Source organism: Bacillus sp. B1(2022) (assembly GCF_040259625.1).
GTDB classification, from domain to species: Bacteria; Bacillota; Bacilli; order Bacillales; family Bacillaceae; genus Bacillus; species Bacillus velezensis.
Genome location: NZ_JANIFO010000004.1, coordinates 243,642 through 268,897 on the forward strand (window position 1 = coordinate 243,642; position 25,256 = coordinate 268,897).

Annotated in this window: 29 protein-coding genes; 14 read left to right on the forward strand and 15 right to left on the reverse strand. The window is 47.2% G+C overall.

Annotated elements, in window-relative coordinates; translation table 11 throughout:
- Positions 1-66: 66 nt before the first annotated feature.
- Positions 67-2,208, reverse strand: coding sequence for a transglycosylase domain-containing protein (locus tag NQS30_RS09760; protein ID WP_015239514.1), 2,142 nt, complete (start codon positions 2,206-2,208; stop codon positions 67-69).
- Positions 2,209-2,330: 122 nt separating this feature from the next.
- Between NQS30_RS09760 and hmoB the strand changes: the two genes are divergently transcribed.
- The 3 genes from hmoB to NQS30_RS09775 all read left to right on the forward strand — a co-directional run bounded on the left by hmoB (position 2,331) and on the right by NQS30_RS09775 (position 5,590).
- The gene (gene hmoB / locus NQS30_RS09765) at positions 2,331-2,831 is read left to right on the forward strand and encodes a heme-degrading oxygenase HmoB (RefSeq protein WP_059367301.1); all 501 of its coding nucleotides are present in this window, start codon (positions 2,331-2,333) and stop codon (positions 2,829-2,831) included.
- A 117-nt stretch (positions 2,832-2,948) separates the two neighbouring features.
- The gene (locus tag NQS30_RS09770) at positions 2,949-4,334 is read left to right on the forward strand and encodes a hypothetical protein (RefSeq protein WP_163113810.1); all 1,386 of its coding nucleotides are present in this window, start codon (positions 2,949-2,951) and stop codon (positions 4,332-4,334) included.
- A gap of 68 nt (positions 4,335-4,402) precedes the next feature.
- The gene (locus tag NQS30_RS09775; RefSeq protein ID WP_025284507.1) at positions 4,403-5,590 is read left to right on the forward strand and encodes a M20 family metallopeptidase; all 1,188 of its coding nucleotides are present in this window, start codon (positions 4,403-4,405) and stop codon (positions 5,588-5,590) included.
- 22 nt (positions 5,591-5,612) lie between these two features.
- On the opposite strand, the gene NQS30_RS09780 is transcribed toward NQS30_RS09775, so the two are convergent.
- From NQS30_RS09780 to NQS30_RS09790, 3 genes are read right to left on the reverse strand one after another with little or no spacing between them, the layout of a single operon-like run.
- Positions 5,613-6,317, reverse strand: a complete 705-nt coding sequence (locus NQS30_RS09780; RefSeq protein ID WP_014417334.1) for an EcsC family protein — start codon at positions 6,315-6,317, stop codon at positions 5,613-5,615.
- A gap of 42 nt (positions 6,318-6,359) precedes the next feature.
- On the reverse strand, positions 6,360-7,586 hold the full coding sequence (locus tag NQS30_RS09785; RefSeq protein WP_007409219.1) for an ABC transporter permease: 1,227 nt from the start codon (positions 7,584-7,586) through the stop codon (positions 6,360-6,362).
- Positions 7,579-8,322 (reverse strand): ABC transporter ATP-binding protein, encoded by a 744-nt coding sequence (locus tag NQS30_RS09790; protein WP_025284506.1) that lies wholly within the window; start codon positions 8,320-8,322, stop codon positions 7,579-7,581. The genes NQS30_RS09785 and NQS30_RS09790 overlap by 8 nt, the downstream gene beginning before the upstream one ends.
- A gap of 490 nt (positions 8,323-8,812) precedes the next feature.
- Between NQS30_RS09790 and NQS30_RS09795 the strand changes: the two genes are divergently transcribed.
- From NQS30_RS09795 to NQS30_RS09805, 3 genes are all read left to right on the forward strand, one after another.
- Positions 8,813-9,250 carry an HIT family protein gene (locus NQS30_RS09795; RefSeq protein WP_032866181.1) on the forward strand — a complete coding sequence of 146 codons (438 nt, stop codon included), beginning with the start codon at positions 8,813-8,815 and terminating at the stop codon, positions 9,248-9,250.
- Positions 9,251-9,385: 135 nt separating this feature from the next.
- Positions 9,386-10,465 carry a 3-phosphoserine/phosphohydroxythreonine transaminase gene (gene serC, locus NQS30_RS09800; protein WP_218791552.1) on the forward strand — a complete coding sequence of 360 codons (1,080 nt, stop codon included), beginning with the start codon at positions 9,386-9,388 and terminating at the stop codon, positions 10,463-10,465.
- Between the two features lie 120 nt (positions 10,466-10,585).
- Complete coding sequence (locus NQS30_RS09805; RefSeq protein ID WP_012117208.1) at positions 10,586-11,104, forward strand: tryptophan transporter; 519 nt, start codon at positions 10,586-10,588, stop codon at positions 11,102-11,104.
- 57 nt (positions 11,105-11,161) lie between these two features.
- Here NQS30_RS09805 and yhzF read toward each other — a convergent pair whose 3' ends face one another.
- The gene (gene yhzF / locus NQS30_RS09810) at positions 11,162-11,353 is read right to left on the reverse strand and encodes a membrane protein YhzF (protein WP_007409223.1); all 192 of its coding nucleotides are present in this window, start codon (positions 11,351-11,353) and stop codon (positions 11,162-11,164) included.
- 117 nt (positions 11,354-11,470) lie between these two features.
- Here yhzF and NQS30_RS09815 point away from each other — a divergent pair, with 117 nt between their 5' ends.
- Positions 11,471-11,827 carry a YtxH domain-containing protein gene (locus tag NQS30_RS09815; RefSeq protein ID WP_007409224.1) on the forward strand — a complete coding sequence of 119 codons (357 nt, stop codon included), beginning with the start codon at positions 11,471-11,473 and terminating at the stop codon, positions 11,825-11,827.
- A 180-nt stretch (positions 11,828-12,007) separates the two neighbouring features.
- Complete coding sequence (locus NQS30_RS09820) at positions 12,008-12,619, forward strand: HTH-type transcriptional regulator Hpr (RefSeq protein WP_003155240.1); 612 nt, start codon at positions 12,008-12,010, stop codon at positions 12,617-12,619.
- Here the strand turns inward: NQS30_RS09820 and NQS30_RS09825 are convergent.
- Positions 12,616-12,957 carry a YhaI family protein gene (locus tag NQS30_RS09825; RefSeq protein WP_003155243.1) on the reverse strand — a complete coding sequence of 114 codons (342 nt, stop codon included), beginning with the start codon at positions 12,955-12,957 and terminating at the stop codon, positions 12,616-12,618. The genes NQS30_RS09820 and NQS30_RS09825 overlap by 4 nt on opposite strands.
- Before the next feature lie 210 nt (positions 12,958-13,167).
- On the opposite strand from NQS30_RS09825, the gene NQS30_RS09830 reads away from it, so the two are divergent.
- Together NQS30_RS09830 and NQS30_RS09835 are read left to right on the forward strand one after the other, a co-directional pair.
- Positions 13,168-13,698, forward strand: a complete 531-nt coding sequence (locus NQS30_RS09830; protein ID WP_007409225.1) for a DUF3267 domain-containing protein — start codon at positions 13,168-13,170, stop codon at positions 13,696-13,698.
- Between the two features lie 60 nt (positions 13,699-13,758).
- A complete protein-coding gene (locus NQS30_RS09835; protein ID WP_003155245.1) occupies positions 13,759-13,977 on the forward strand; it encodes a hypothetical protein in 219 nt (72 codons plus the stop codon).
- Positions 13,978-14,033: 56 nt separating this feature from the next.
- Here NQS30_RS09835 and yhzE2 read toward each other — a convergent pair whose 3' ends face one another.
- Together yhzE2 and yhzE1 are read right to left on the reverse strand one after the other, a co-directional pair.
- Positions 14,034-14,120: a sporulation protein YhzE2 gene (gene yhzE2 / locus NQS30_RS09840; RefSeq protein ID WP_003155248.1), complete on the reverse strand. Its 87-nt coding sequence runs from the start codon at positions 14,118-14,120 to the stop codon at positions 14,034-14,036.
- Positions 14,121-14,244: 124 nt separating this feature from the next.
- Complete coding sequence (gene yhzE1, locus NQS30_RS09845; RefSeq protein WP_017417375.1) at positions 14,245-14,331, reverse strand: sporulation protein YhzE1; 87 nt, start codon at positions 14,329-14,331, stop codon at positions 14,245-14,247.
- Positions 14,332-14,489: 158 nt separating this feature from the next.
- Here yhzE1 and NQS30_RS09850 point away from each other — a divergent pair, with 158 nt between their 5' ends.
- Complete coding sequence (locus tag NQS30_RS09850) at positions 14,490-15,341, forward strand: peptidylprolyl isomerase (RefSeq protein ID WP_015239508.1); 852 nt, start codon at positions 14,490-14,492, stop codon at positions 15,339-15,341.
- Between the two features lie 38 nt (positions 15,342-15,379).
- Here the strand turns inward: NQS30_RS09850 and NQS30_RS09855 are convergent, their stop codons facing one another.
- The 6 genes from NQS30_RS09855 to NQS30_RS09880 form a co-directional block, all read right to left on the reverse strand.
- A complete protein-coding gene (locus NQS30_RS09855) occupies positions 15,380-15,607 on the reverse strand; it encodes a sporulation YhaL family protein (protein ID WP_012117207.1) in 228 nt (75 codons plus the stop codon).
- Between the two features lie 115 nt (positions 15,608-15,722).
- A complete protein-coding gene (yhaM, locus tag NQS30_RS09860; RefSeq protein WP_003155251.1) occupies positions 15,723-16,667 on the reverse strand; it encodes a 3'-5' exoribonuclease YhaM in 945 nt (314 codons plus the stop codon).
- A gap of 73 nt (positions 16,668-16,740) precedes the next feature.
- On the reverse strand, positions 16,741-19,623 hold the full coding sequence (locus tag NQS30_RS09865; RefSeq protein ID WP_218791551.1) for an ATP-binding protein: 2,883 nt from the start codon (positions 19,621-19,623) through the stop codon (positions 16,741-16,743).
- Positions 19,620-20,843, reverse strand: a complete 1,224-nt coding sequence (locus NQS30_RS09870) for a metallophosphoesterase family protein (RefSeq protein WP_218791550.1) — start codon at positions 20,841-20,843, stop codon at positions 19,620-19,622. Before NQS30_RS09870 ends, NQS30_RS09865 begins: the two co-directional genes overlap by 4 nt.
- 110 nt (positions 20,844-20,953) lie before the next feature.
- Positions 20,954-22,213 (reverse strand): ABC transporter permease, encoded by a 1,260-nt coding sequence (locus tag NQS30_RS09875; protein ID WP_015239503.1) that lies wholly within the window; start codon positions 22,211-22,213, stop codon positions 20,954-20,956.
- Positions 22,206-23,102: an ABC transporter ATP-binding protein gene (locus NQS30_RS09880; RefSeq protein WP_218791549.1), complete on the reverse strand. Its 897-nt coding sequence runs from the start codon at positions 23,100-23,102 to the stop codon at positions 22,206-22,208. Before NQS30_RS09880 ends, NQS30_RS09875 begins: the two co-directional genes overlap by 8 nt.
- A gap of 105 nt (positions 23,103-23,207) precedes the next feature.
- On the opposite strand from NQS30_RS09880, the gene NQS30_RS09885 reads away from it, so the two are divergent.
- Positions 23,208-23,393, forward strand: a complete 186-nt coding sequence (locus NQS30_RS09885; protein ID WP_015239502.1) for a YhzD family protein — start codon at positions 23,208-23,210, stop codon at positions 23,391-23,393.
- Between the two features lie 24 nt (positions 23,394-23,417).
- On the opposite strand, the gene NQS30_RS09890 is transcribed toward NQS30_RS09885, so the two are convergent.
- A complete protein-coding gene (locus tag NQS30_RS09890; protein ID WP_007409232.1) occupies positions 23,418-24,185 on the reverse strand; it encodes an enoyl-CoA hydratase in 768 nt (255 codons plus the stop codon).
- Positions 24,186-24,370: 185 nt separating this feature from the next.
- On the opposite strand from NQS30_RS09890, the gene NQS30_RS09895 reads away from it, so the two are divergent.
- Positions 24,371-24,724, forward strand: coding sequence for a hypothetical protein (locus NQS30_RS09895; protein WP_012117201.1), 354 nt, complete (start codon positions 24,371-24,373; stop codon positions 24,722-24,724).
- Between the two features lie 27 nt (positions 24,725-24,751).
- Positions 24,752-25,249: a cation:proton antiporter regulatory subunit gene (locus NQS30_RS09900; protein ID WP_012117200.1), complete on the forward strand. Its 498-nt coding sequence runs from the start codon at positions 24,752-24,754 to the stop codon at positions 25,247-25,249.
- The last annotated feature ends 7 nt before the right edge of the window (positions 25,250-25,256 follow it).

Consider the following 25,256-nt stretch of genomic DNA (forward strand, 5'->3'; position numbering starts at 1 on the left):
ATACCTTGTTTTTTCAAAAGCGTATAGAATTGAGGCTTAATGTTCAAAAAATCGCCGAATTCATGATTAAGAAGAAAAAAGCTTCGGCTGAACGTATTCCGTTCCCTCTCCTTCTTGATCCGTCTGTGAATTATATGGAACGACTTTGTATGAAGCCCCTGAAAACAGATTGGCGTACGGTATGTCAAAGCTGCCTTTTCCTTTCACCGAATCCAGAAGTTTGTCTTTTCCGTCTTTCTTCTCATATATTCGGTAAACAACCCGATCATCCTTTTGAATATCCCATTTTAATTGAACCGTAATCAGTCCCATCGCCTTAAATGTATAACGGGCCGACAGGGACTTTACCGCCTCCAGCTCAATCGGGCTGCCAAGTTCCTTCACATTTTCAGGCTTTTTGAATGTCCGGTCGTTTTCACCCGCTTTTGTAACGATATCTTTAAAGAGTCTGACCGGGTATTGGCTTCCGCCTTTCAGGTAATGGGTTTTATCCGTTTTGTCATAGCCCATCCAGACGGCTCCCGTCAGTCCGGGAGTGTATCCCGCAAACCAGGCGTCCTTTGTCGCGCCGGGGACGCCGGGAAATGTGGTCGTGCCGGTTTTCCCCGCCAGGTCACCTTGATAGCTGCCTTGTGAAGCGGTTCCTTCTTTTACGACCTGCTGAAGCATTCTCGTCATATTCCATGCCGTCTGTCCGCTGAAAACGCGCGTTTTGCCGTTTTTAGGCCCGGATAACGTTTCTCCGTCTTCGTCCGTGATGTTCTCTATAAAAATTGGCTTCGTATACATTCCGTTTGCCGCAAAGGTATGATAAGCTCCGGCAAGCTGAAGCGGGGTGACGCCTTCTGACAGACCGCCAAGCGCAATCGCGAGTCCGTTGTCAGAAATGTTCATGCCGTTTTTCTCAAGATACGATTTTCCCGTATCTACGCCGATCTGCTTCAATGTCCAGACAGCGGGCGCATTTATGCTGTAAGTGATCGCATCCTGCATCGTCACTTCCCCCTTGTACTGTCCGTCATAATTTTTCGGTTCATACCCGTCGTAGGACGTCAGTTTGTCTTGGAGAAGCGAATACGGTTTGAACTTGTCTTCCTGCATGGCGGGCCCGTATACGGCAATCGGCTTAAACGTTGAGCCCGGCTGCCGCTTCGCCGTAACCCTGTTGTATCCTTTTGTCACGTAGTCGCGTCCGCCGACCGCCGCGCGCACGCCTCCGGTTTTATTATCAATAAAGACGGCGCTTCCCTCTGCCGCCTGATCCGTCCCCGGAAAATAGCCGCTTTCCTTCATGAGGGTGTATGCCGTTTTCTGCAGCTTGGAATCAAGTGACGTCCGGATCGTATAACCGCCTTGAAGCAGCTGTTCACCTGACATCGAATAACGGTCTTCCGCCTCCTTGATGACAAGATCAATATAACTGTCAAACCAAGGCGTTTCTGATGTTTTCTTGACATGAAGCCCCAATGTCCGGCCCTGGGCTCTGACGGCTTCCTTGGCGCTGATATAGCCTTGGTCGTTCATCATTGCAAGAATCGTATCGCGGCGTTCTTTATTTTTATCCGGATGCTGAATCGGCGAATAAAGAGATGGCGCCTTCGGAATCGCTGCCAGAACGGCTCCTTCCGCAACGGTTAAATCTTTTACTTCTTTATTAAAGTAGTAGTGGGACGCGGCTTGAATGCCGTAAACGCCATGGCCGAAATAAAGCTGGTTCAGGTACATTTCAAGCAGCTTGTCCTTGCTGTAATCACGCTCAAGATTGATGGCGATAATGACTTCCTTCGTCTTGCGCAAAAATGTTTTATCATGAGTCAGAAAAATGTTTTTCGCCAGCTGCTGGGTGATCGTGCTGCCGCCCTCCACCTTGCCGCCTGCTAAAACATCCCGGAACACCGCCCGGCCGACAGACTTCACATCAATGCCGTGATGTTCGTAAAACCGTTTATCTTCAACGGCGATAAAGGCATCTCTCACATCTTCCGGAACCTGCTGAATGGATACCGGCTCGCGATTTTCCGTATAGAGGCTCGCGATTTCATCACCGTTTTGATCGACGATTTTTGAAGATGCGTGCAGTATTAATTTCTTTTCATCGATGACATAATGGCCGAGAAATATAATGATAATGTATCCGATTAACGCGAGAAAAGCGGTTGCCGCCGCAATTACAGCCGGAATAAAGAATCTTTTTTTCTTTTTCAGCATAAGTCACCTCGCCTTTCTTAACTTGTAGTATGGGAAATATTGTTTCGAATTATGTCAGAATGAGTCGCCAATAGAAACTTATACCACTCTTTTGATATACTAGCAAGCAGGAGGTGGCTGATATGAAGGTTTATATTACATACGGGACAGCCGATTTTTTAAAGACGATTGCAAAGAAACACCCGAGTGAGAATATGGTGCTGATGCAAGGGGGGGATAATGCGGTTTTAATTCATGAAACAAATGGAGAAACCGTTTTTCAGGCGCCCCATTCCTATGAAAGCATCGACAGCGTCGGGGAAATCAAAAATCCGGGCTACGCCGTCCTCAACAACATCGCCGTTACCCAGGAAGGCCGTCCGCTGTTTGAAAACCGGTTTAAAAACCGCGCCGGCAAAGTGGAAAATGAACCCGGTTTTGAAGCCATCCGCGTATTAAGACCGCTCGAAGGCGATACGTATGTCATTTTGACCCTGTGGGAAGAGGAAAAAGCCTTTCAGGGCTGGCAGCAGTCAAACTCTTATCAGGAAGCTCATAAAAAACGCGGAACATCTGCAGGCATCGACACGACGTCTATTTTCTCCCGCCCGTCTTATGTAACCGCTTATTACGCAATAGACTGAAAACCGCCGGAGATTCTCCGGCTTTTTTGATGTCCCGATTTTACGCATCCTTCTTTGCACCTTCCGCCCGCCTATGAATAATCTGTAGCAATCCTATTTATAAACGGAGTGGTTCAATTGGGGATCGGCGTCTACTCGGTACATCTGCTTTATGTTGCTTTTATCGCGGCCATTATCGTTTTTATGCTCCTCAGGAAAGATACAACCTTTATTTCACTCGCCGGCATTTTTGTGATTGCGCTATGGACGACGCATTCATTCTCCGCTTCGGTCAGCAGTCTGTTTCACAGCTTCACGTATGCAGCCGGAGAATTGCTGCCGACGATTTTTATCATTTGTTTTATCGTGGCGATGAGCGGCCTTTTGACCGAAACCGGTATTAATGAAGCGATGATTTCTCCGTTTGCAAAGCTGATGAAAGGGCCGGCTGTCGCGTATTGGGTTATCGGCTGTCTGATGTTTGCCATCTCTCTTTTTTTCTGGCCGTCCCCAGGGGTGGCGCTGATCGGCGCTGTGCTGCTTCCCGCAGCGATCCGGGCGGGCCTTTCTCCGATCGCTGCGGCTATGGCGATGAACCTGTTCGGCCACGGATTCGCTTTATCGGGGGATTACGTCATTCAGGCGGCCCCGAAATTAACGGCCGATGCCGCGGGCATTCCCGTGAGCGATGTCATGCAGGCAAGTATTCCGCTCGTTTTGATCATGGGGTTAACGACGACAATCACCGCTTTCTTCCTCATCATGCGGGATCGAAAAAAAACGAAGGCCCCCCTCTCCTTGGACAGCTCCGGTTCTTTGGACACAAGTATGTATCTGCCGAAAAAACTCAGGGTGGTCCTGGCGGTTTTCATTCCGCTTGTTTTTCTCGCCGATATTATCTGTATGATCGTATACCGTTTGCAAGGAAACGATGCGACGGCACTCGTCGGAGGAACCGCGATCGGCATTCTCCTGATCATTCATTTCATTGTATATAAAGAGCGGCATTTAGAAAAGATCACCGAGTATTTTATCGGCGGTTTTCAATTCGGCTTTAAAGTATTCGGCCCCGTCATTCCGATCGCGGCCTTCTTTTATCTCGGTGACGCGGGGTTTAAAAGTATTTTGAACACCCCGCTGCCGAAAGGATCTGCGGGGATCGTCAATGACCTCGGATTGGCCCTGTCCCATTCTTTTCCGATGTCCGGAGAATTCGCCGGCATCGCCCTGACCGCAGTCGGTGCCATTACCGGGCTCGACGGGTCAGGGTTTTCCGGTATATCTCTTGCAGGCTCGATGGCAAAGCTGTTTTCCGCCGCGCTTCATACGGACCCGGCCGTTTTAACGGCGCTGGGCCAGATTTCAGCGATCTGGGTCGGGGGCGGAACATTGGTCCCTTGGGCACTGATCCCCGCTGCGGCTATTTGTAAAGTTGACCCGTTTGAGCTTGCCAGAAAAAACTTTATCCCGGTTGCGGCCGGGCTAGTCGTCACAACGATCGCCGCCATCATCATTCTCCCGTAGCAAAAGGATTGAAATCTTCTGACATTTTCTATACAATCATGGGAAAAGCAGACGAGGGGGCATCGCTTTTGACGTTAACGACACTTCAAAAAAGCTTAAACGCTCAGCTTGACGGGCTGTATGAGGAAATGGTTGAAATCAGGCGTCACCTTCACATGAATCCCGAGCCATCGTTTAAGGAGAAAAAAACACCGGCGTTCATCGCCTCATTTTATGAAAAGCTCGGCGTTCCCATCCGGACGAATGTCGGGGGCAACGGTGTCACAGCCTATATTGAAGGGAGTGAACCGGGACCGGTCGTGGCACTCAGAGCTGATTTTGACGCTTTGCCGATACAGGATGAAAAAGATGTGCCCTATGCTTCACAAATTCCCGGCGTCATGCACGCCTGCGGGCACGACGGCCATACGGCGGCTTTGCTAGCGGTCGGAAAAGTGCTGTACCGCAACCGGGAAAAACTGAAAGGGTCATTTGTGATGATCCATCAGCACGCCGAGGAATTATCTCCCGGCGGAGCAAAAGCAATGATTGAGGATGGCTGCCTCGAGCATGTCGATGCCATTTTCGGCACTCACCTTTGGGCGACTGAACCCGTCGGGACGGTCTTATGCCGCCCGGGCGCAGTGATGGCCGCCGCTGACGGCTTTACGATTAAAGTCATCGGGAAAGGCGGCCACGGCGCGATTCCTCACGATACGAAGGACGCCGTTTTAATCGGCTCACAAATCGTCACGGCTCTTCAGCATATCGTCAGCCGGCGGGTAAATCCGGTGCAGCCGGCCGTCATCTCAGCCGGCTCGTTCACCGCTGAAAATCCGTTTAATGCGATTGCCGATCAGGCAGTCATATCAGGCACCGTCCGCTCGTTTGACGAAAGTGTGCGCAGCCTGCTCGAAGCAGAAATAGAAGCCGTCGTAAAAGGAATCTGTTCCATGCACTCCGCTTCCTATGAATATCGTTTCAAGCGCGGTTATCCCGCCGTCGTTAATCATCCTGAGGAAGCGGCGCACGCGGCGGCAGCCGCAGCGGAAACAGACGGCGTCACGAAGGTCATTGAAGGAGAGCCGCAGATGGCCGGAGAGGATTTTTCCTATTATCTGCAGCATACAAAAGGCGCATTTTTCTTTACGGGCGCCGCTTTAGAAAATGCGGAAACCATTTATCCCCATCACCACCCGAAATTTGATTTTAATGAAAAAGCGATGCTGACGGCCGCCAAGGTGCTTATCGGCGCCGCGGTAAGCTACCCCCGATAGGGCATAAAAAACAGCCGGTACATTACGTACCGGCTGCTGTGATTCTTAAATGAAAAACGTGCCTTGCCGTCTCACCGAGCTGTGACAGCAGTTTATAATTGGCCGCTCCGCCCACGGCGGCTCCGACGACCGGCAAAAGCTGAAACAATTTCACTACGTCCAGATAATCGCGGTATTCCTGCTGAAAAACTCTCCAATCGACATCATGCTTTTTCGAATCCCATTGTTCAATCATTGAGTATATGCGTTTCCGCTGTTCACCGCTTGAGAAAGCCAGCTGAAAAATAAACAGCAAAAACAATCGCTCATCCCTGTCTTTCACATCATAGCCGTAAATGGAGGCAAGATCGAACAGACATTTCATTTTAATGGATAACAGCAAAGGGAAATCAGCCATCCCTAAAAAAATTCCGCCGGCCCCCGTACCGATACCTTCGGCTGCCGCGACCTTTTGGTACGATGCGACGGTTTGTCTGGCGAGGGCATCTTTTTCAGCAAGCGTCATACCGTTTGTATCCCGCTTGCTTTTCACCAGATTTGAACCCGCCATTGTTGCTTCGGTCATTTTTTTAATGCTTTCTGTGATGACGGCATGAATTTTATCGGGAATCCGCTCATTTATTTTCGCCTGCATTCCTTTAGAAAAACGTTCAAGCATAGAATCTTTGCGCAAAAAACGCGCTTTCCATTGCAGTGCTTCCTGTATCAGCTGCTGATCGTCGGTCATCTGTGTCTCCTTCTTTCATTGAGGTTTCAAAAACCCGATTGATTACAGCTTGCCGTACTTTTTCAATCTTCCGCCCATATACGAAGGCATGATCACAAAAATCAGAACGGCTGAAGCAACGGCCGCATACAGCGCCCCGCTGACTCCCGCGGCATAGGCTGACGCTGCACAGAACAGCAGCGCCTGCACGGTTAATGCCGATTTCATCAGCGAAAAGAAACTTTGCAGCTTCGCTTTCTGATTGACCGGGTAAAGCTCCTGCAGAGAAAGATGATGAAAATGCCCGAACAGCGGGAGAAGCTGTATTCCCGTAATAAAGACGGTAAATACGGTTAACGCCGCCGTTATCCACGGATTGGCGGAAACGAGCATAATAATCAGGATAAAAATAATCGTGAGCCTGACCTGAATGCCGAGATAATCATTTGAACGCAGAAAAGCCCGCGCATACATATAGGAGAACGTTTTCCGCTGTTCGAACGGAATCATTCTGAGCAAAAAGTCGAGATACGCCCGGCGTTTTGCCTGTTTTTTCAGGTGAGGCACATCGGTAAACAGATTGGCGATTCTGTAAAACCGCTGCTTCCTTCTTAATTCATATTCAATATGGGCTTCCCATTTTAATGATTTATGTTTTGCGGCCGATGTGAAATACACATAAAGGCCGGCCATCACAATGTAGACGGCGGCAGCGTACACATAAAACGACTGTAAGACGAAGTATAAAAGCAGCATATTGCAGATAAAGCGTATGACCGCATCCATCATTTTCATGCTTCTGTCATTCATAAACGTCATCCGCCACTCCATGGCCTGATTCCACGCTTTTACTGCCAGCATCTGAATAAATACGGCGGCATACGACGCAAGCGACGCCCCCGGACTTACAGCGAAAAACAGAGGCATGCATACAAGCGACAGAGCAATAAGCGGAAACAGCTGTGACAGATAGCTGTACTTAAATGAATGCTTAAAGTATGTCCCCATTTTCGGTTCAAGCGGCAGCAGAAACACGAGGTCCGCTTCCTTTAGCAGCGTCCGGACGTATGAACCGGTCAGCACAAATGAAAAGAGCACCGCCATCACCCAAAATGACGGAAAATGAACGGGAATGTCTTTGACCCACTTGCTGTACCAGCTCGCCGCGCCGGCAATAAAAAAGATCAGCACAATGACGAGATGATCATTGAGCATATATTTCATATACATTCTGGTTTCCTTTATATGCTCTTCAAGCCGGGACTGCCAAATCGTAGACATATTATTCATGGCCGGCGTCTTCCTTCGTCAGTTCAATATACAAGTCATCAAGAGCTGCGTCTTCCATGCCGAACTGCTCTCTCAGTTCTTCCAGTGTGCCGCTTGCCCGCACTTCGCCGTTATGTAAAATAATGAAAGCGTCACAGTAGCGCTCTGCCGTAGCCAGGATATGCGTTGACATCAGCACGCTTGATCCGGCTTTTTTCGCGGCGTCCATCCGCTCCAGCAATGCATTGATCGCAAGCGGGTCAAGGCCGAGAAACGGCTCGTCAATGATATAAAGCGAAGGCTCCGCGAGAAACGCGCACATGATCATGACTTTCTGCTTCATCCCTTTGGAAAAGTGAGCGGGAAACCATTTCAGCCTTTTTTCCATTCTGAATTCTTTCAGAAGCGGAGGAAGCCTTTTTTCAAGCGTTTCTTTGGAAAGGCCGTACGCCATGGCCGTCAGCTCCAGATGCTCTTTGAGCGTCAGTTCTTCATACAGCACCGGCGTTTCGGGGATGTACGTAAATTGCGAGCGGTAGCTTTCCTTATCCTCCGAAAACGTCTTGCCGTTCAGCTCGATCGAGCCTTTATGCGGATCCATTAATCCGATAATATGCCGGATCGTCGTGCTTTTGCCCGCGCCGTTTAATCCGATGAGTCCGACAATCTGGTTCGGCTCAAGGGTGAATGAAACATTTTTTAAGACCGGGTTTCTCGTATAACCGCCGGTTAAGTCTTTTACCGATAGCAGAGACATAATTTCTCCCCTTCTGATTCGTTTTTCTTCATAGTACCAAAAATAAAGTCTGATTTGAAACGATTCCCTTTTTTTCTCACGTGAAAAGTGTGCATAGTTATCGTTTTGGCGGACATCATAATGTATGTAGAAGGAAACAGCTTTAATCAACTGAAAATGAGGTGTTTATAAAAGACGTCTTAGAACAGTTGGATGAAAATCAACATGTCCTGTGCTTACAATTTCTTCACACACTGCTTTGATGATGTTCTTCATTCATGATGAAATAATCAAATGAGGTGTTTGTCCCAGGAATGATTAAGCAGACCCATAAGTCTTCATTTTAAAAACAAATGAGGTGCTTACAAAAGGCATATTCAATTTTCTATGATAAAGCTCGTACTTCTGCATCAGGGTGAACGCGCAGCCGTTCATCCTGTTTTTTGTTTTGGCCGTTTTTGTGGTACGATGAGAATATACATATATTTCTTTTCAGGGAGGAAACCCATCTATGCACAAAGCGGACGATTGTATTTTCTGCAAAATCATTGCCGGTGACATTCCGTCTTCAAAAGTATACGAAAATGAACACGTCGTGGCGTTTCTTGATATCAGCCAGGTCACAAAAGGCCATACGCTCGTGATTCCGAAAACACATATCGAAAACGTGTACGAGTTTACGCCTGAGCTTTCTAAAGAATATTTTGAAGCGGTGCCGAAAATCGCACGCGCCATCCGCGATGAATTCGAGCCGATCGGGCTGAATATTCTCAATAACAACGGTGAAAAAGCGGGCCAATCGGTGTTCCATTTTCACATGCATATCATTCCGCGTTACGGAAAAGGCGACGGTTTCGGGGCTGTCTGGAAGACCCACGCCGAAGACTATACGTCTGACGATCTTCAGGAGATCGCTTCAACCGTCAGAAAACGGCTTGCCTCATCTTAAAGATGAGGTTTTTTTGCGTCCGGAAACACAAAAAACATAAATTATATTTTTTTATATCAAAAAAATCAAAAAATTGTGATAGGATAATTGTATTATTTCTTACACTAAAGCGGAAAACAGGGAGAGATCGTAAACATGGAACGTACAACGAATTTCAATGCAGGACCCGCAGCCCTTCCACTGGATGTGCTGCAAAAAGCACAAAAAGAATTTGTCAACTTCAATGATACCGGCATGTCCGTCATGGAGCTGTCCCACCGGAGCACGGAATATGATGCGGTGCACCAAAAAGCAAAAAGCCTTCTGAAAGAACTGATGGATATTCCCGACGATTACGATATTTTATTTCTTCAAGGCGGCGCAAGCCTTCAATTCTCCATGCTGCCGATGAACTTTTTAACGCCGGAGCAAACGGCGCACTTCATCGTAACGGGCGCATGGTCTGAAAAAGCACTCGCCGAGGCGAAACTGTTCGGAAACACATCCGTCACGGCAACAAGCGCAGATTCAAACCACAACCACATACCGGAAGCGGACCTCTCAGGAATCAAAGACGGCGCCTATCTGCATATTACGTCAAACAACACGATTTTCGGAACGCAGTGGAAAGAGTTCCCGAATTCACCGATCCCGCTCGTAGCCGACATGTCAAGCGACATCCTGAGCAGAAAAATTGATGTCAAAACGTTTGATGTCATCTATGGCGGAGCCCAGAAAAACCTCGGGCCGTCCGGCGTCACGGTCGTCATCATGAAAAAATCATGGCTTGAAAACGAAAACGCCAACGTCCCTAAAATGTTGAAATACTCCACTCACACAAAAGCCGATTCACTGTATAATACGCCGCCTACATTTGCGATTTATATGCTGAGCCTCGTCCTTGAATGGCTGGCTGAAAACGGCGGTGTCGAAGCGGCTGAACGGCGCAATCAGGAAAAGGCCGACGTCCTGTACGGCACAATCGACACAAGCGGCGGGTTTTACGCGGGGCATGCCGCAAAAGACAGCCGTTCTCACATGAACGTCACGTTCACCCTCCGCGACAACAGTCTCACGAAAAAATTCGTTGAAGAAGCGAAAGCGGCTAAAATGACCGGACTCGGAGGCCACCGCTCAGTCGGAGGCTGCAGGGCGTCTATCTACAACGCCGTCAGCCTGGCTGATTGTGAAAAACTGGCTCAGTTTATGAGAAAGTTCCAGCAGGAAAACGAATAAATTTCTTCTAACATAACGGTTCCTTTGATATACTGTTTGCATATCAATTTTTCCGGCCATCGCAATAAATGACGAGCATATTATTGGATGGCGAAAAAGCTTAGCAGAGGAGAGCTTAGTATGAAAACAAAAGAATTAGTCATTATGGCCCTGTTTGCGGCAATCGGAGCGGTGCTTCATTCCATTATGCCGCCGGTATTATTCGGAATGAAACCCGATATGATGCTTGTGATGATGTTTATGGGTATTCTGTTATTCCCCCGTGTGCAGAACGTGCTGATGATCGGGATTGTAACGGGAATCATTTCCGCACTCACGACATCTTTTCCGGGCGGACAGCTTCCGAATATCATTGAAAAACCGGTAACGGCGTTTCTGTTTCTCGCGCTGGCGCTTTTGGTGAAAAAGAGCGTGAAAACAGCGGCCGCCGCCGTCATTACGATAGCCGGCACCTTCATCTCCGGTTTGCTCTTTTTGGCGCTGGCCCTTCTGATTGTCGGCCTGCCGGGCGGATTCACCGCATTGGTGCTCGCGGTCGTCCTTCCGGCGGCTGCGCTGAATACGATTGCCATTATCATTATGCATCCGATTGTGCAGACGATCTTAAAACGGTCCAATATGATTGAAACGGTGAAATAACCGCATACCGAAACCTCTTCCGGCCGGAAGAGGTTTTTTAATGTGTTTCAGCATGTTTTATACGAGAAGTTTTGTGAAAAAGATAAGGAACAATGCGAGGGCGGTTCCTGCTGAGCAGACAATGGCCTTTTGGCGGACGACCCGCTTCGGCGGATAAGAAGCGGCCTGGCCGAGCAGTTTCAGGTAATAAACGGCGCCCGCCGCAAAGACAAGAGCCATACAAGATAAAACAATCATAAAGACAGACAACCTTCTCCCTCCTTTTCCCTTAAAAAATATGCTAAAATAAAGCAAGCTATGTATAGAAGTTTATTCTTCTGAACAAAAATGATAAAAGTTATGAGAAAAAAAACGGGGTGATTTCAAATGGCTGACGGACGTTCCCTTTTAACAGGCCTTTTCGTAGGCGGATTGATCGGAGGCGCAGCGGTGTTACTCTCGGCTCCTTCATCCGGAAAAGAGCTGCGGGGCAAAATCAAAGCGAATTGCAATTCAATTGAGGACACAATCAAACGGTTAAAAAAAGACGGAATGGCGCTTAAGGACCAGCTTGTCCAAACGGCGAAAGAAAGCGCAGAAGTCATTAAAGACGTAGGCGGAGAGCTTCAGACCAGCATTAAAAGGTGGCAGGAGGAAATCAAACCGCACCAGCAGGATCTCCAAAAGGAAATCGCTGATATTGAAGAGAAAATCAGACAGCTGGAGAAAACCTTACAAAACTAATATCCTATACAACCAAAAAAAAGTGCGGACATATTGCGTTCCGCACTTTTTTTTGCGGTTTAAAGCCTTTCCCAGCAACGGATGAAGAATTTATTATAAAATTCTTAAATTTTCATCTTTATTAATCTTTATTTTATTGGCATAATAGAGGAAAAGAAAATGTGAAGCAGGTGATCTGTATTGAATCGTGTTGAACCGCCTTACGATCTAAAAGAAGCTTTAATCTATACCCAAAAAATGGCGCAGCTGTCCAAAGCGCTGTGGAAATCTATCGAGAAAGACTGGCAGAATTGGCTGAAGCCGTACGACCTTAATATTAATGAGCATCATATATTATGGATTGCCTATCAGCTTAAAGGAGCTTCTATTTCAGAAATCGCCAAATTCGGCGTTATGCACGTATCAACTGCATTTAACTTTTCAAAAAAGCTTGAAGAACGGGGATATCTGAAATTTTCCAAGCGTCTGAATGATAAACGGAACACGTACATTCAGTTAACAGAAGAAGGGGAAAATGTATTTGAAAGCCTGCTTGAGGAGTTTGATCCGTCGAGAAACGCTGTGTTTAAAGGCTCACAGCCGATCTACCACTTATTCGGGAAGTTTCCTGAGGTTGAAGAATTAACCTGTGTCATCCGCCACATTTACGGCGAAGATTTTATGGAGATATTCGAGAAATCATTGACAAACATAAACAATGATTTTGATAGTGAAGACGGAAGGCTGAAGAAAAAAACGGACGAATCGGCTGTCCATGAAACGGCTGAAGAGCTGGAACCGATCAACAGTTAATCAAAGTGCTTCATAATCTCAATAAATTCTTCCATCAGCGCTGTATAAAGCCCCTGCTCATAAAGAGCAAAAATCGTTTCATGAACATCTAATTTTTCGTTCAGCTGTCCCGCAAAAAGCGCAAGGAGCTTGTCAAACGTCACAAAGCCTTGCGCTTTTTGCGACTCCAGCTCGTCCTCCAATTCGCGGCAGATCCGCCCGACCTCTTCTCCTTCTTCTTCGGTCAGCCCTTTTTCAATCATCATCGCATAAAAAGGGTACTTATCCATATCCACCGTTTTCACCAGCAATTGTATGTAATATTCTAAACGCCCGATACGCTGATCCATTGAATCCATCCGTTTCACTTCTTTCTATCTTTAATCTTATTTTAGCTGATAATGAATGGAGAAGAAAGGTTAAACCGTACATTTCCATGTTTCACCGAGCTCTTCTGTTCTTCTCTTTCCAGGTTTATTTTTTTCTTTAAAAAAGGATTGATTTTTTCTCCTGAAGAGAGTAAATTATTTTGAGATTGTATTCCATCTTTGTACGGAAGGATGACTCTGATGAATTGCTGGAAAACCATTAATCTGATCAAAGATTATGGTGCGGTTCGTTTATTATTGACTGCTGTAGGTTTTATGATCCTGTTTTTTATATGCAACTTCTTGGCATTCGGGCTGCTGCGTCCGAATATCAGTTTAAGTGACGGGCACGTGTTTGCTTTTTGTGTTCTGCTCGTTGTTACTTTATTTGTACATAAAGTCATACATGTCCTGCCGATGATCTGTAAAAAAAGAAAAAAGGAAATGAAAATGTACTTCTTACGGATGCCGACATGGAAAGGCATACCGAAAACGACGATGCTGATTTCAACGATCAGCCCGTTTTTATTCATTACGCCGTTATTGTTTTATGCCGGACTGGCATTTCCGAGACACGCTCATTACTTTTATATGATTTCGAGCATTCATGCGGGGTATTGCCTGCCTGATCTTCTGTTTGCCCTGCATCTGGTCAAAGCGCCCAAATCATGTCTGATTGACCAGGAATCCGACGGTTTTGATATTTTAGTAAAAAAAGTGCCGGAGTCTTGATGTCCCGCTGATTTTTCAGGTTACATTCTATCTTTTTTAATAAATATTTGGTAATGTAATATGGGAGCAGTTCAGAGAGAGGGGGAATCTCCCATCATTTTATTCTATTTTATCGTGGCTGCCCTGTTTATTCTTTATTTCATAAACAGGCTCACAAATACATTATGCCTTGTCAGAGAGATTCCTGAAGACCGGCAGGATAAGGTATTCCGTTTTATTAATGTATCTATTTTAATTTTACTGATCTCTTCATTCGTCGAGATCTCCTTTACTGTGTAAACAGGCAAAAAAATATGGCTGACGGAGGTCTGACTCCCGACAGCCATATTTTTTTCTTAATAAAGCCAAGAAGCGCCGATGATGATCAATAAGATGAACAGAACAACCAATAATGCAAAACCGCCTGCAAATACTTCACCCATCTCCAAAAGCACCTCCTACAAAACGTTTTATTTTTCCAATTACATCATATGCAATTTACTTCTGAAACGATTAGGCGCCCGGGTAAGAAAACGGACCGCTTTTGGAAAAAGCGATCCGTTTCGCTTAACAAATGTAAGCTGCACCTACGATGATAAGCAATATGAACAGTACTACGAGCAGTGCGAAACCGTTTGAATATCCTCCGCCCATGGTTCATTACCTCCTTTTCATGATCAATATATTTGTATGTATCAGGAAAAAGTTTGACTAGACGAATGCCCTTTATTTAAAATCTTTTTACAGAAAGCCACAATATGTTATGATACGCATATGCAATTTAATTTGGATGATTAGGAGTGTTTAATGGAATGAAGAAAATCGCGATAGCAGCTATTACGGCAACGAGCGTCCTGGCTCTCAGCGCTTGCAGCAGCGGCGACAACGACGTGATTGCCAAGACGGATGCCGGAAATGTAACAAAAGGCGAGCTCTACACGAACATGAAAAAAACCGCGGGCGCAAGTGTGCTGACACAGCTCGTACAAGAAAAAGTATTAGCAAAAAAATACAAAGTATCGGATAAAGAAATCGATACCAAGCTGAAAGAGTACAAAACGCAGCTCGGCGATCAGTACAGCGCCCTTAAACAGCAGTACGGCGAAGATTACCTGAAAGATCAGGTGAAGTATGAACTGCTTGCGCAAAAAGCGGCGAAAGACAACATCAAAGTGACTGACTCCGACACGAAAGAATATTACGACGGCTTGAAAGGTAAAATCCGCGCGAGCCACATCCTTGTCGCTGACAAAAAGACAGCTGACGAAGTGGAGAAAAAGCTGAAAAAAGGCGAGAAGTTTGAAACGCTTGCGAAAGAATATTCAACTGACAGCTCAAAAGACAACGGCGGCGACCTTGGCTGGTTCGATAAAAAGTCAATGGATGAAACATTCAGCAAAGCTGCATTCGGCCTGAAAGTCGGACAAGTCAGCGATCCGGTCAAAACAAAATTCGGTTATCATATCATCAAAAAGACAGAAGAACGCGGCAAATATGATGACATGAAAAAAGAACTGAAAGAAGAAGTTCTTAAGCAGAAATTAAACGACAACTCAGCTGTACAGGCGGCAATTCAAAAAGTCATGAAAAAAGCTGACGTAAAAGTGGAAGACAAAGACTTAAAAGACACGTTTAACACTTCAACTTCTTCTGAATCTAAATAAAAAAACTGTGCGGGCTCTCGGCGAGCCGCACAGTTTTTTTATGCGATGGAATGATTGGAGTTTTCTTCCGCATCCCCGTTTTCACTTGCGGGCGCCGCCATACGGCGCTCGCGTTCCTGTTCCATCCGTTCAATATACACCCTTCCTTCTTTTTCAATAAACGACTGGTCAAGCTTTTCCTCTTCTTTAGCTGTTGTGAAAAGCTTATAAGCGCTGAAAATAATTCCGATAATGCAAAGGTATACCCACCAAGGAAAAAATAGCACGTCGGTTTCCTCCCTTTTTCGCCCAGAGTCTTTATTCTAAGCTATGCTTGATAAAGACAAGTTATGAGAGCTGAACGTAAAAAAGACCGATCATAGAGAATCGGTCTTTTTTATCTTATTGATGGAACGTCGGTTTGTAGAAAGAACGGTTTTCAAGCGCAAATACACGCTCTGTGTATTCGCCCGGCTTCACCCGTTCCAGCGCTCTGTCCATCATGATCATTTTTGCATCCAGATTGTCAATGTAGTGAAGAATTTCCGCTTCTTTCACCATCGGCGGTTTCGGGCTTCCCCATTCCGCTTTTCCGTGATGGCTTAAAATCAAATGCTTCAGAATCAGCACTTCTTCAGCGTCAATCTGAAGCTCTTCGGCTGCTTTTGAAAGCTCTGTCACCATGATCGAAATGTGTCCGAGCAGATTCCCTTCCACGGTGTACGTCGTGGAGACGGGGCCTGAAAGCTCTTTTACTTTGCCGAGATCATGCAGAATGACTCCGGCATACAGTAAATCCCGGTCAAGAGACGGATACAGATCGGCTATCGCTTTTGCCAGGTTCAGCATGGACACTACATGATACGCAAGCCCTGAAACGAACTCATGGTGGTTTTTAGCCGCCGCCGGATAATCCATAAACTCAGCCGCATATTTTTTGACCAGATGTCTCGTGATCCGCTGGATGTTTGGATTTTTCATTTCAAAAATGTATTGAGTGACGGTTTCCATCATTTCATTTTTCGGAATCGGCGCCGTTTCCAGAAAATCATCAATGCTGACATTTTCGTTCTCGCCGGCCGGCCGGATGTTTCTCAGCTTAAGCTGGTTTCGTCCGCGATAGTGATGGACATCTCCGATCACCTTCACGATCGTCTGCGCCGCGTACGTTACTTCATCAGTCGGCTTGGCATCCCACAGCTTCGCTTCGATATCTCCCGATTGGTCCTGCAGCATTAACGTCAGGAATGGTTTTCCGTTGCTTGCGATTCCCTTAGTCGAAGATTTAATCAGAAAGTATTGATCGACCTGCTCGCCGACCTCGTGCAGCATAATACCTTTTGCCATTCTATTAAAAGCTCCCTCCATATCTTACATAATACCAGTATAGCACATACCTCTTTTTTGAAAATAAACTCTTTTATGACAGGAGGCGCATGACTTGTCCGCTGTGAAAAGACCGGCTGACATGCTCATGGCAGGTGAAATAAAGTATCTGCCGCCCGCCTTCTGAAAGCTGATTCAGCACATCAAACAGCCGCTGCAGCCGCTGCCTGTCAAAATGGACAAAACTGTCATCAAGTAAAAACGGCAGTGATACCGCAGATTCCCTCTCTGACGCAAGGGCAAAACGAATCGCCGCATAAAGCTGCTCGCATGCCGCCTGTGACAGTTCGCCTGCAGAAAACACCGTTCCGTCTTTCCGCATGACCATAATGGAATCATCAGCCTCGGAAAAATACAATTTGTGATAGCGTCCGTCCGTAAGCGGCCCGTATAATGCACCGGCGGTTTCTAACAGACGGGGAAGCGTCACTTTTTTATGCCGCTCCATTTTTCCCCTGATAATGTGTCTGACCGTCTGTAATGCGGCCCACTCTTTAGCGGTTTTTTTCACGCGCTCCTTCTGCATTTCTGTCTGCTGTTTTAAATCGGATACAAGCCCCGAGGACTCCAGCTGCTCTTGCTTCACCGTTAATAAAGCGGTTTGCTCACGGAGCTGGGCGCTTTTTTCCTCAAGCGTTTTTTTCTCTGTTTCCTTCTGAACGACTGTATGTTCAAGTTCGGACACTGTGCGGCTCATGTACGGCTCCAGCTGTTTTCCGCCTATGCCGGACAAGTGCGTTTTGATTTCGCGCAGCTGCCGCTCTGTTTCCCGGCGGCTTTCAGTCAGCCTGGCGAGTTCACAAAAGTGTTCGCGGTTTTTTGCGCCTGCCGCCATGAAAAGCTGTTTGACCTGCTGTTCGTAGTAATGAACTTCTTCGTTTAATTCACGCATTTGCTCTTGTGCATGCAGCAGATCCGTTTCGAGCGCCTGCTTTCGTTTTGCTTCCTCACGGGCCCGTTCCGCCTGCGCCAGCAAAACGTGCAGTCTTTCTTTTACGGACAGCTCCCTTCCGTCTGAAGGACTCAGCTTTTTGACCCGGTCCTCAAATGCTCTTTGCAGCTTTTGCAGCCTGCCCGCTTCAATGGTCAGCTCATGCTTGTTAAGGATTTCTTTTTTGACATCTTTCATCACATGATATGCGTCAAGAAGATGGGAAGGACTTCCTGAAAACCCCAGTTCCTTCATAAAAAGTTCCGCCTGTTTTTCAGACGGCGCCATTTCGGCCTCCCATTCTTCATATTGGCGGATGACTCTTTCATATGCCGCTTCTTTCTGTTCAAGCACGGCTTGATCCGCAATCAGCTGCTGCCGGTGCCGGCCGTCACGCCAAAGCTCTTCCTGCAGAAGATCAGCCGCTTCTTTAGAGATCGCCGGCTTCTTTTTCTTGTGTCCGGCCCCTCCTCTTTCTGACGGCAGCGGTTTTTGCATGCCGGACAGCATATACAGCAGCAGAGCACCGGTAAAAAGGGCGGCGGGCAGCCATTCCTTTAACATAGCGAAAATCGCAATGAACAGAATGCCCGCACCGAGAAAGAGCTTTTTTTGTTTGGCGCGCTGTTTTTCCAGATGCTGAACATGTGCCTGCCATTCGTTTCCTTCTGTATCAGCCGTTTGCTTATATGATTGTAAAGCGGCTTCTTTTTCTTTCTTGACAGCGGGGTCCAAAATGTTTTCCGCCGTCACGGCATGTTTTCGTTCGGCTTCTTCCAGCTCCAGCCGCGCTTGTTCGAAAATCGCATCAAGCTGTGTCTTTCTTTCTCTAGCCTGTCCGGCGCTCTGCACGGCTTCCTGCAGCCGCCATTCATATTCATAATCGGTGTTCAGTGAAAGAATGCCGTCTTCCTCATGTCTTCCGAGCTGCTGCAATCCTGACGAAACGCGGGCAGATGTCTGCCGGATCTGTGATTGGATGGCTGCAAGCTGTTCGCCGCGCGATTCATACATATGCTGCTCGCCGGAAAGCTCCTGCAGCTGCCGCTCTTTTTGCAGCAAGTCCTCATTTGGAGCGAGCAGATCAGCCTGCCGCCTGAGTTCAGCCGCTTTTGCCCGAAGCCCCTCAAGACGGGCCGCTTTCGGATGGAGATGCGATTCGTATTTTTCAAGCTGATGCATTCCGTCCTTCGGGAATTGCTTCAATGCTTCCGGATAAGAAGAAAGTTCGCTTTCCAAGGCTGTTTTTTTGTCTGCGAGCGGCTTTGCTTCTATCGCCGATTTTACTGTTTTGATTTCTTCAGTTATGTCTTTCAATCGTGCTTCGGCATCCTGCAAACGGCCGCCGGCGCTTTTTTTCTCTTCCAGAAGGCTGTGATAGCCCGCTTCCGCAGCTTCCGCCTGTTTCAGCTGGGCGCTGAGCCGCTTTAATGTATCCAACTCCTGATTTAAGCGGGGGTTCCGCCCGTTCGGCTTATACATCCTGTCAAGTTCTTTTGCCAGCCGCCCGTCAAGCTTTGCCGCCGCTTCCGACCCGAATAAGCTCGAATACAGGAGAAACTCGCCGATTTTGTCCCGGTTAAAAGCTTGAATCTCCTGCAGTCCGAATACATCGAACGAATAGATCGCTTCGTACAGCGCCCGGTCTGTATCGGAGAGAAGCTGTTTGAGCCATTCTCCGTCCTTGATTTCGCCTGAAGCCGTATACACTCTGACTTTTTCGGCAGCGCCTTTTGTCCGTTCGATTTTGACAGCGCCGTGATCGCCATGCTTCAATTCCACAGTGCCGCCGTAAACCCCGCCGTTTTTCGGTTCGTATTTTTTTGATTTCGGAAAACCGAACAGCACGCTTTTGATAAAGGACATCAATGTCGTTTTGCCCGCTTCATTTAACCCGTAGATCACTTGCACGGGAGAATCTGACAGCTGAAAACTTCGGTCGGAAAATTTTCCGTATTGGTAAATATGCATCGCCGTTATTTTCATCGCTGAAGCTCCTTCATCTGGCGTCTTAAAACGGCTTGAGCCTGCCGCTTAATATCCAGTATCTCTTCATCTGTAAATGAAGCCATCTGACGCCGGTATACGGGATGACGCTCAAGGGCATCAAATACACCGCTCATATCCGCGCATTGTTCTATGTCCTGAAGGAGCCCTTTAAAAAACGGATCGAGCGGCACGGTTTCTGTTTCATCCGTCCGATCCTCAAGCGCAAGCGGCCAGACGAAACATTCCTCTTCGGCCTCTTCCTCCTGTAAAGCGGAAAGAAGCTCCTCCGCGATGCCTGCGGGCGCCTCCGTCCAAAAGCGGGGCGCTGCGCCGCGAAGCACCAGCCTGACACATGCCGGGCGGCCCGCCGCGCGCAAGCCGGAGAATGTATCTGATGCGGCTTTCAGAAGTGAAGTCATATGTTCAGCTCCGGAGATATCAAGATCAATTTCCTCCCATAACACATCATGCGCTTCTTTGAATTCCCAAGACATCTCACCGTTTGCCGCCCGGACGAGATAATATCCCTTAGGCCCGGTTTCTTTTAAATGCCGGGCTTGAATATTCCCGGGGTAAATGGCGGCGGGATGCTGGGCGGACAGAACCTGCCGTTTATGAATGTGTCCGAGCGCCCAGTAATCCATGCCGCTTTTTTCAAGGTCTTCTTTCGTAAACGGGCAGTACGGGTCATGCCCTTCCGCTCCTGATAACATGCCGTGGAGCATGCCGATATGATAAGGCGCGCCGGTCATTTTCCGGTAACGGGCCGCCTGATTGACCGTTACGCTTCTTTCCTGATAGCTGCATCCGTATATGCTTGCCGCAAGCTCTCCGTTTTTAAAGAAAGATTTTTCCTCCGGTGTATCCGAGGTGAATGTATGTACATTTTCCGGCCATTCAATCGGCGTCCACTTACCGCCCAAATGATCATGGTTGCCGAATATGACGAACACTTGGATATCCGCTTCCTGTAATCTCGTAAACTGTTTTCTCAAAAACAGCTGGGCTTTTAAACTTCTGTTGGCTTCGTCAAACAGATCCCCCGAAAGCAGCACGAAATCTGCCTGCTCCCGGAGTGCCCCGTCCGTCAGTCGGCGGACGCTGTGAAATGTGCTTTCTTTAATACGCGCATATACCGGTTCAGGCAGATTCGAAATGCCGTAAAACGGGCTGTCCAGATGCAGGTCAGCGGCATGAATAAACGTCAGATCAGCCATCTCGCCCTCCCCTTTCTGCAAATTGAATTACCCTTATTTTAGCACCGTTTTTATACGAATGCACGTTCTGTAAAATAAAAAAACAGCCCGGCTGTTCCGGGCTGTTTCACTTATTTTTTGGAGATGCGCAGCGCTTGTTTGATCGCTTTGAATCCGCTGGCGTTTCCGTAAATCAAAACGCCGCCTTTGTAAATTTTCGCGCCGACCGCCGCAAAGATCACGATAGTGAGCAGTGTCAGGGCGATTCCGGCCGCAGCCTGCCAAAACGGGATATCGAGCATCCCGACGCGTAAAAACATAATCATCGGCGTGAAAAACGGAATGTAAGATGTAACGGTAATAAAACCGGCGTCAGGATTGCCGATGCCGAACATGGCGATCATAAAACCTGCCACGACTAAAAAAACCATCGGCTGAATCGTCTGCTGTACGTCCTCTATCCGGCTGACAACACTGCCGAGAAACGCGGCAAGCGTCGCGTAAAGAAAATAGCCGAGCAAATAGAAAATGACAGCATAGACTATCGTCGAGACGGGAACATCCGTAAAATTGAGAAATGCACTGATCGGCGACGACGCATCATTTTGAGGGTTCAGCTTCAGTGAGAGATAACCCGCTGCAATCAGCACCGCAAACTGTGTGATCCCCACGAGCGCGATACCGAACAGTTTGGCAAACATCTGCTGAATCGGCGGCATGCTTGAAATTAAAATTTCCATGACGCGGGACGATTTTTCCGTCGCCACTTCCATCGCAATCATGCTTGCGTACATGATAACTGAGAAGTAGATAACAAACAGCATGATGTATACAAGCCCCATTACCTGACCGAGCTCTTCCTCGGATTTCGCCCCTTTTTCCAGCGCGTCTTTGCTGACTTCCGGCGGAGTGTAGAGGCTGCTGACTTTTTCTGCCGAAATGCCGAGCTTGGCGGTTTCGACAGCGGTTTTTGTCTGGGTTAAAGCCTGCTTGAGCAGTTTATACGCTGATTCATCAGAAATGGTCAGCGCTTTGTATGCTCCTGTTATCGTTCCTTTTTGATCTTGTCTGATGATAAACAGTCCGTCCCATTCACCGTCTTTGACACGCTTTACGGCATCTTTTTCGGACTCCTTCGTCTCCATTGCCTGCAGATCATTGTCTGTATCGGCCGCTTTAAGCTGTTTTGCAAACGCCGGGTACAGCCCGCCCGTTTCATCAATCACCGCGATTTGCTGCTTGCCGTCATCCGATTGAAACACGGATATAATCGATTGCAGGTTGGTCACCGCTAATACTAATAAAACGGTAATGGCGGTCGAAATAATGAATGACTTTGTCGCGATTTTGTTTTTATATGTATGAAACAGCATAATCCAAAATTTATTCATATACGGCCCCCACCTTTTCTATAAAAATATCATGCAGTGACGGCTCTTCCAATTCGAACTTCCGTATAAAACCTTTCCCTTGCAGCGCCCGGAAAATATCCTGAGAAACCGGTTCATTCGCGACCTGCAGTCTGATTCCGTCATTTGTTTCCTTCCATTTCACGACGCCTTCATGCGTTTTTAAAAAGCTGAGGTCATCATCTGAATGAACGGTGACATTTTTTTTGCCGAAAGACCGCTTAATGTCTTTCAGATTGCCTTGAACGACGGGTTTTCCCTTCTGGAGAATGCACAAATTCTCACAAAGTTCTTCCACATGCTCCATTCGGTGGCTTGAAAAAACGATGGAAACGCCGCTGTTTTTCAAAGAAATAACCGCTTCTTTCAGCAGCTCGACATTCACCGGATCAAGACCGCTGAAAGGTTCATCGAGAATCATCAGTTCAGGCTTATGCAGGACGGCCGAAATGAATTGGATTTTCTGCTGGTTTCCTTTCGACAGCTCTTCGACTTTCTTATTCTTGTAATCTGTAATGCCGAACCGCTCGAGCCATGTCATGAGCTCTTTTTCCGCCTCTTTTTTGCCCATTCCTTTTAATCTCGCCAAATAGACAAGCTGGTCACTCACCTTCACTTTCGGATACAGCCCCCGCTCTTCCGGGAGATAGCCGATTTTTTCACTGATGGAATAATTGACCGGCTGCCCTTTCCAGGTGATATGCCCGTCAGTCAGGCTTAAAAGACCTAAAATCATCCGAAAGGTCGTCGTTTTTCCCGCGCCGTTTGCGCCGAGCAGCCCGAACATTTCCCTTTCAGGTATTTGCAGGTTCAAATTGTCAACAGCGGTAAAGCTGCCGAATGTTTTCGTTACGTTTTCAATTGTAAGCACGAATCCAACTCCTTCCTTGACCCATTATATACTAATAATGGGTAAAAATTAATGGAGGATTTTAAATTCTTTATCAGAATATCATTCTATAAAGGGGGTGACATGATGGGACAATATGTATTGACCGCATTCCATGCGTCGGGAGAAACGCTGCTGAATGAACGGATCGAAGCGGATAATGAGGCGGAGGCGAAGGCCGCCGGAGAGGCTTTATTGAAGGAAAAAAAGCTTGAGAACAGTACTCATCGCTTGGTAAATGAAGCCGGAAAGCTGATTTTATTCCACAGATAACAGAAGCTTTCCGGCTTCTGTATTTTACCGGTTAAATTGCGGCGTCCGTTTTTCTAAAAAGGCGCGGATGCCCTCTTTATGATCATCCGTTTTTCTCATATTTTCCTGTGCCTTTCGTTCAAGAGACAAAACATCTTTTAACCGGCTGATATGGAGGCTCTGATAAATAGCCTTCGTTTCAATCATCGCTGACAGCGGCGCATGCAGCAATCGGTCGATATACGGTTGTGCCCCCTCCGCAGGGCCGCCGCTGAACAGCCCGTCGGCAAGCTTGAGCCGCACCGCTTTTTCAGCCGGTAATTTTTCACCGCTCCAAATCAGTTTTTTCGCTTCGATCTCACCGACGCGTCTCATTAATAAATAATGGCCTCCTCCATCGGGAACCAATCCGATGCCGATGAAATTCATCGCGAGGCGGGCGTTTTCTTCAGCGAGCACCACATCGGCGCACAGCGCGAAACTCAGCCCGAGCCCCGCCGCGGCTCCGTGGATGGCGGCTATCACAATTTTTTTCATATCATAGAGCGTCAGCGTAATGGATTCGATCATTTTCATGAGCCGTTCATATTCTCCTGAATCATGATCCGACGTCATCATCTGAATATCACCGCCCGCGGAAAATCCCCGGCCTTCCCCCCGTAAAAGCACGATAAGCGCCTCACTGTCGGCTGCCATCACGCATGCGTTTTCCAATTCCCGGAGCATTTGTTCATTCAGCGCGTTGTAACTGTCAGGCCGGTTCAGCACAATCTCCGCAATCTTTCCCTTTTCTTCATAGCGAATATACTGCATGTTTACATCCTCCTTGAATCCGCTTACATATTTTGTTCAAATGATATATTCCTTCCGCCGAAGCGAAATTCCTTTATTTTTCAAGGTCAATAGATACCGAAAAATGCATATCATTTGAAACTGAACATACATTTTTATATAGTGAAATTGATATACAAAACAAAAGGGGGGGAAAAACGCCGATAATGAAATATGTGATACTCAGCTTGTTACTGAGCTTTTTTATGGTGCTGTTCCCCCCTTCGGATGTCGCTCTTCCTTCCCAATTGGTGACAGAAACAGACAGCCATGTACAAATTTCGGTTTACCCGCAGGAAACGGATTCGGCAAAGACGCCGGTTCACACCAAAACCGCTCCGCAAGGCCTGTCAAAAGGATACGGTGCGTTATCCCGGATGATCTCCCTGTTATCTGTCAAACCTCTTGATCAATTCATTGATTCCACAATGGAAAGGACATGCGCCATTCCGATACAATACCAGTCAAATTACCTCCGGCATCAGACCATTTCTCATTGCCAATCTGTATTTACGGTGTAAAAACAGTATATTCCGGAGGGATTTTTTATGAATATTAAAGAAAACGATCTGCCCGGTATCGGGAAAAAATTCGAAATCGAAACGAGAAATCATGAAAAAATGACGATCATCATTCATGATGACGGCAGGCGGGAAATTTACAGATTTGATGACCGCGACCCTGATGAGCTTCTGGCAAGCATTTCACTTGATGATGCGGAAGCAAGACAGATTGCCGCGATTATCGGCGGGATGGTGTACAAACCGCAGGCGCTTGAATCGATTGAAATGGCGTTCAACGATCTGATTATCGAATGGTTTAAAGTTGAAAAAGGGGCAAAAGCGGCAGGGCGGACGCTCGGCGAACTGGATGTGCGTCAGAACTATGACGTGACGGTCATCGCCATCATTAAGCATAACCAGAAAAAGCTTTTAAACCCGGGCGCTGATTCGCTCCTTGAAGCAAACGATACACTCGTCCTCTCAGGTGAAAGAAAGCATCTGAAAAAGCTGATCCAAGACTTCCTCTCCAGAGACGGAGTGTGATCTGTTT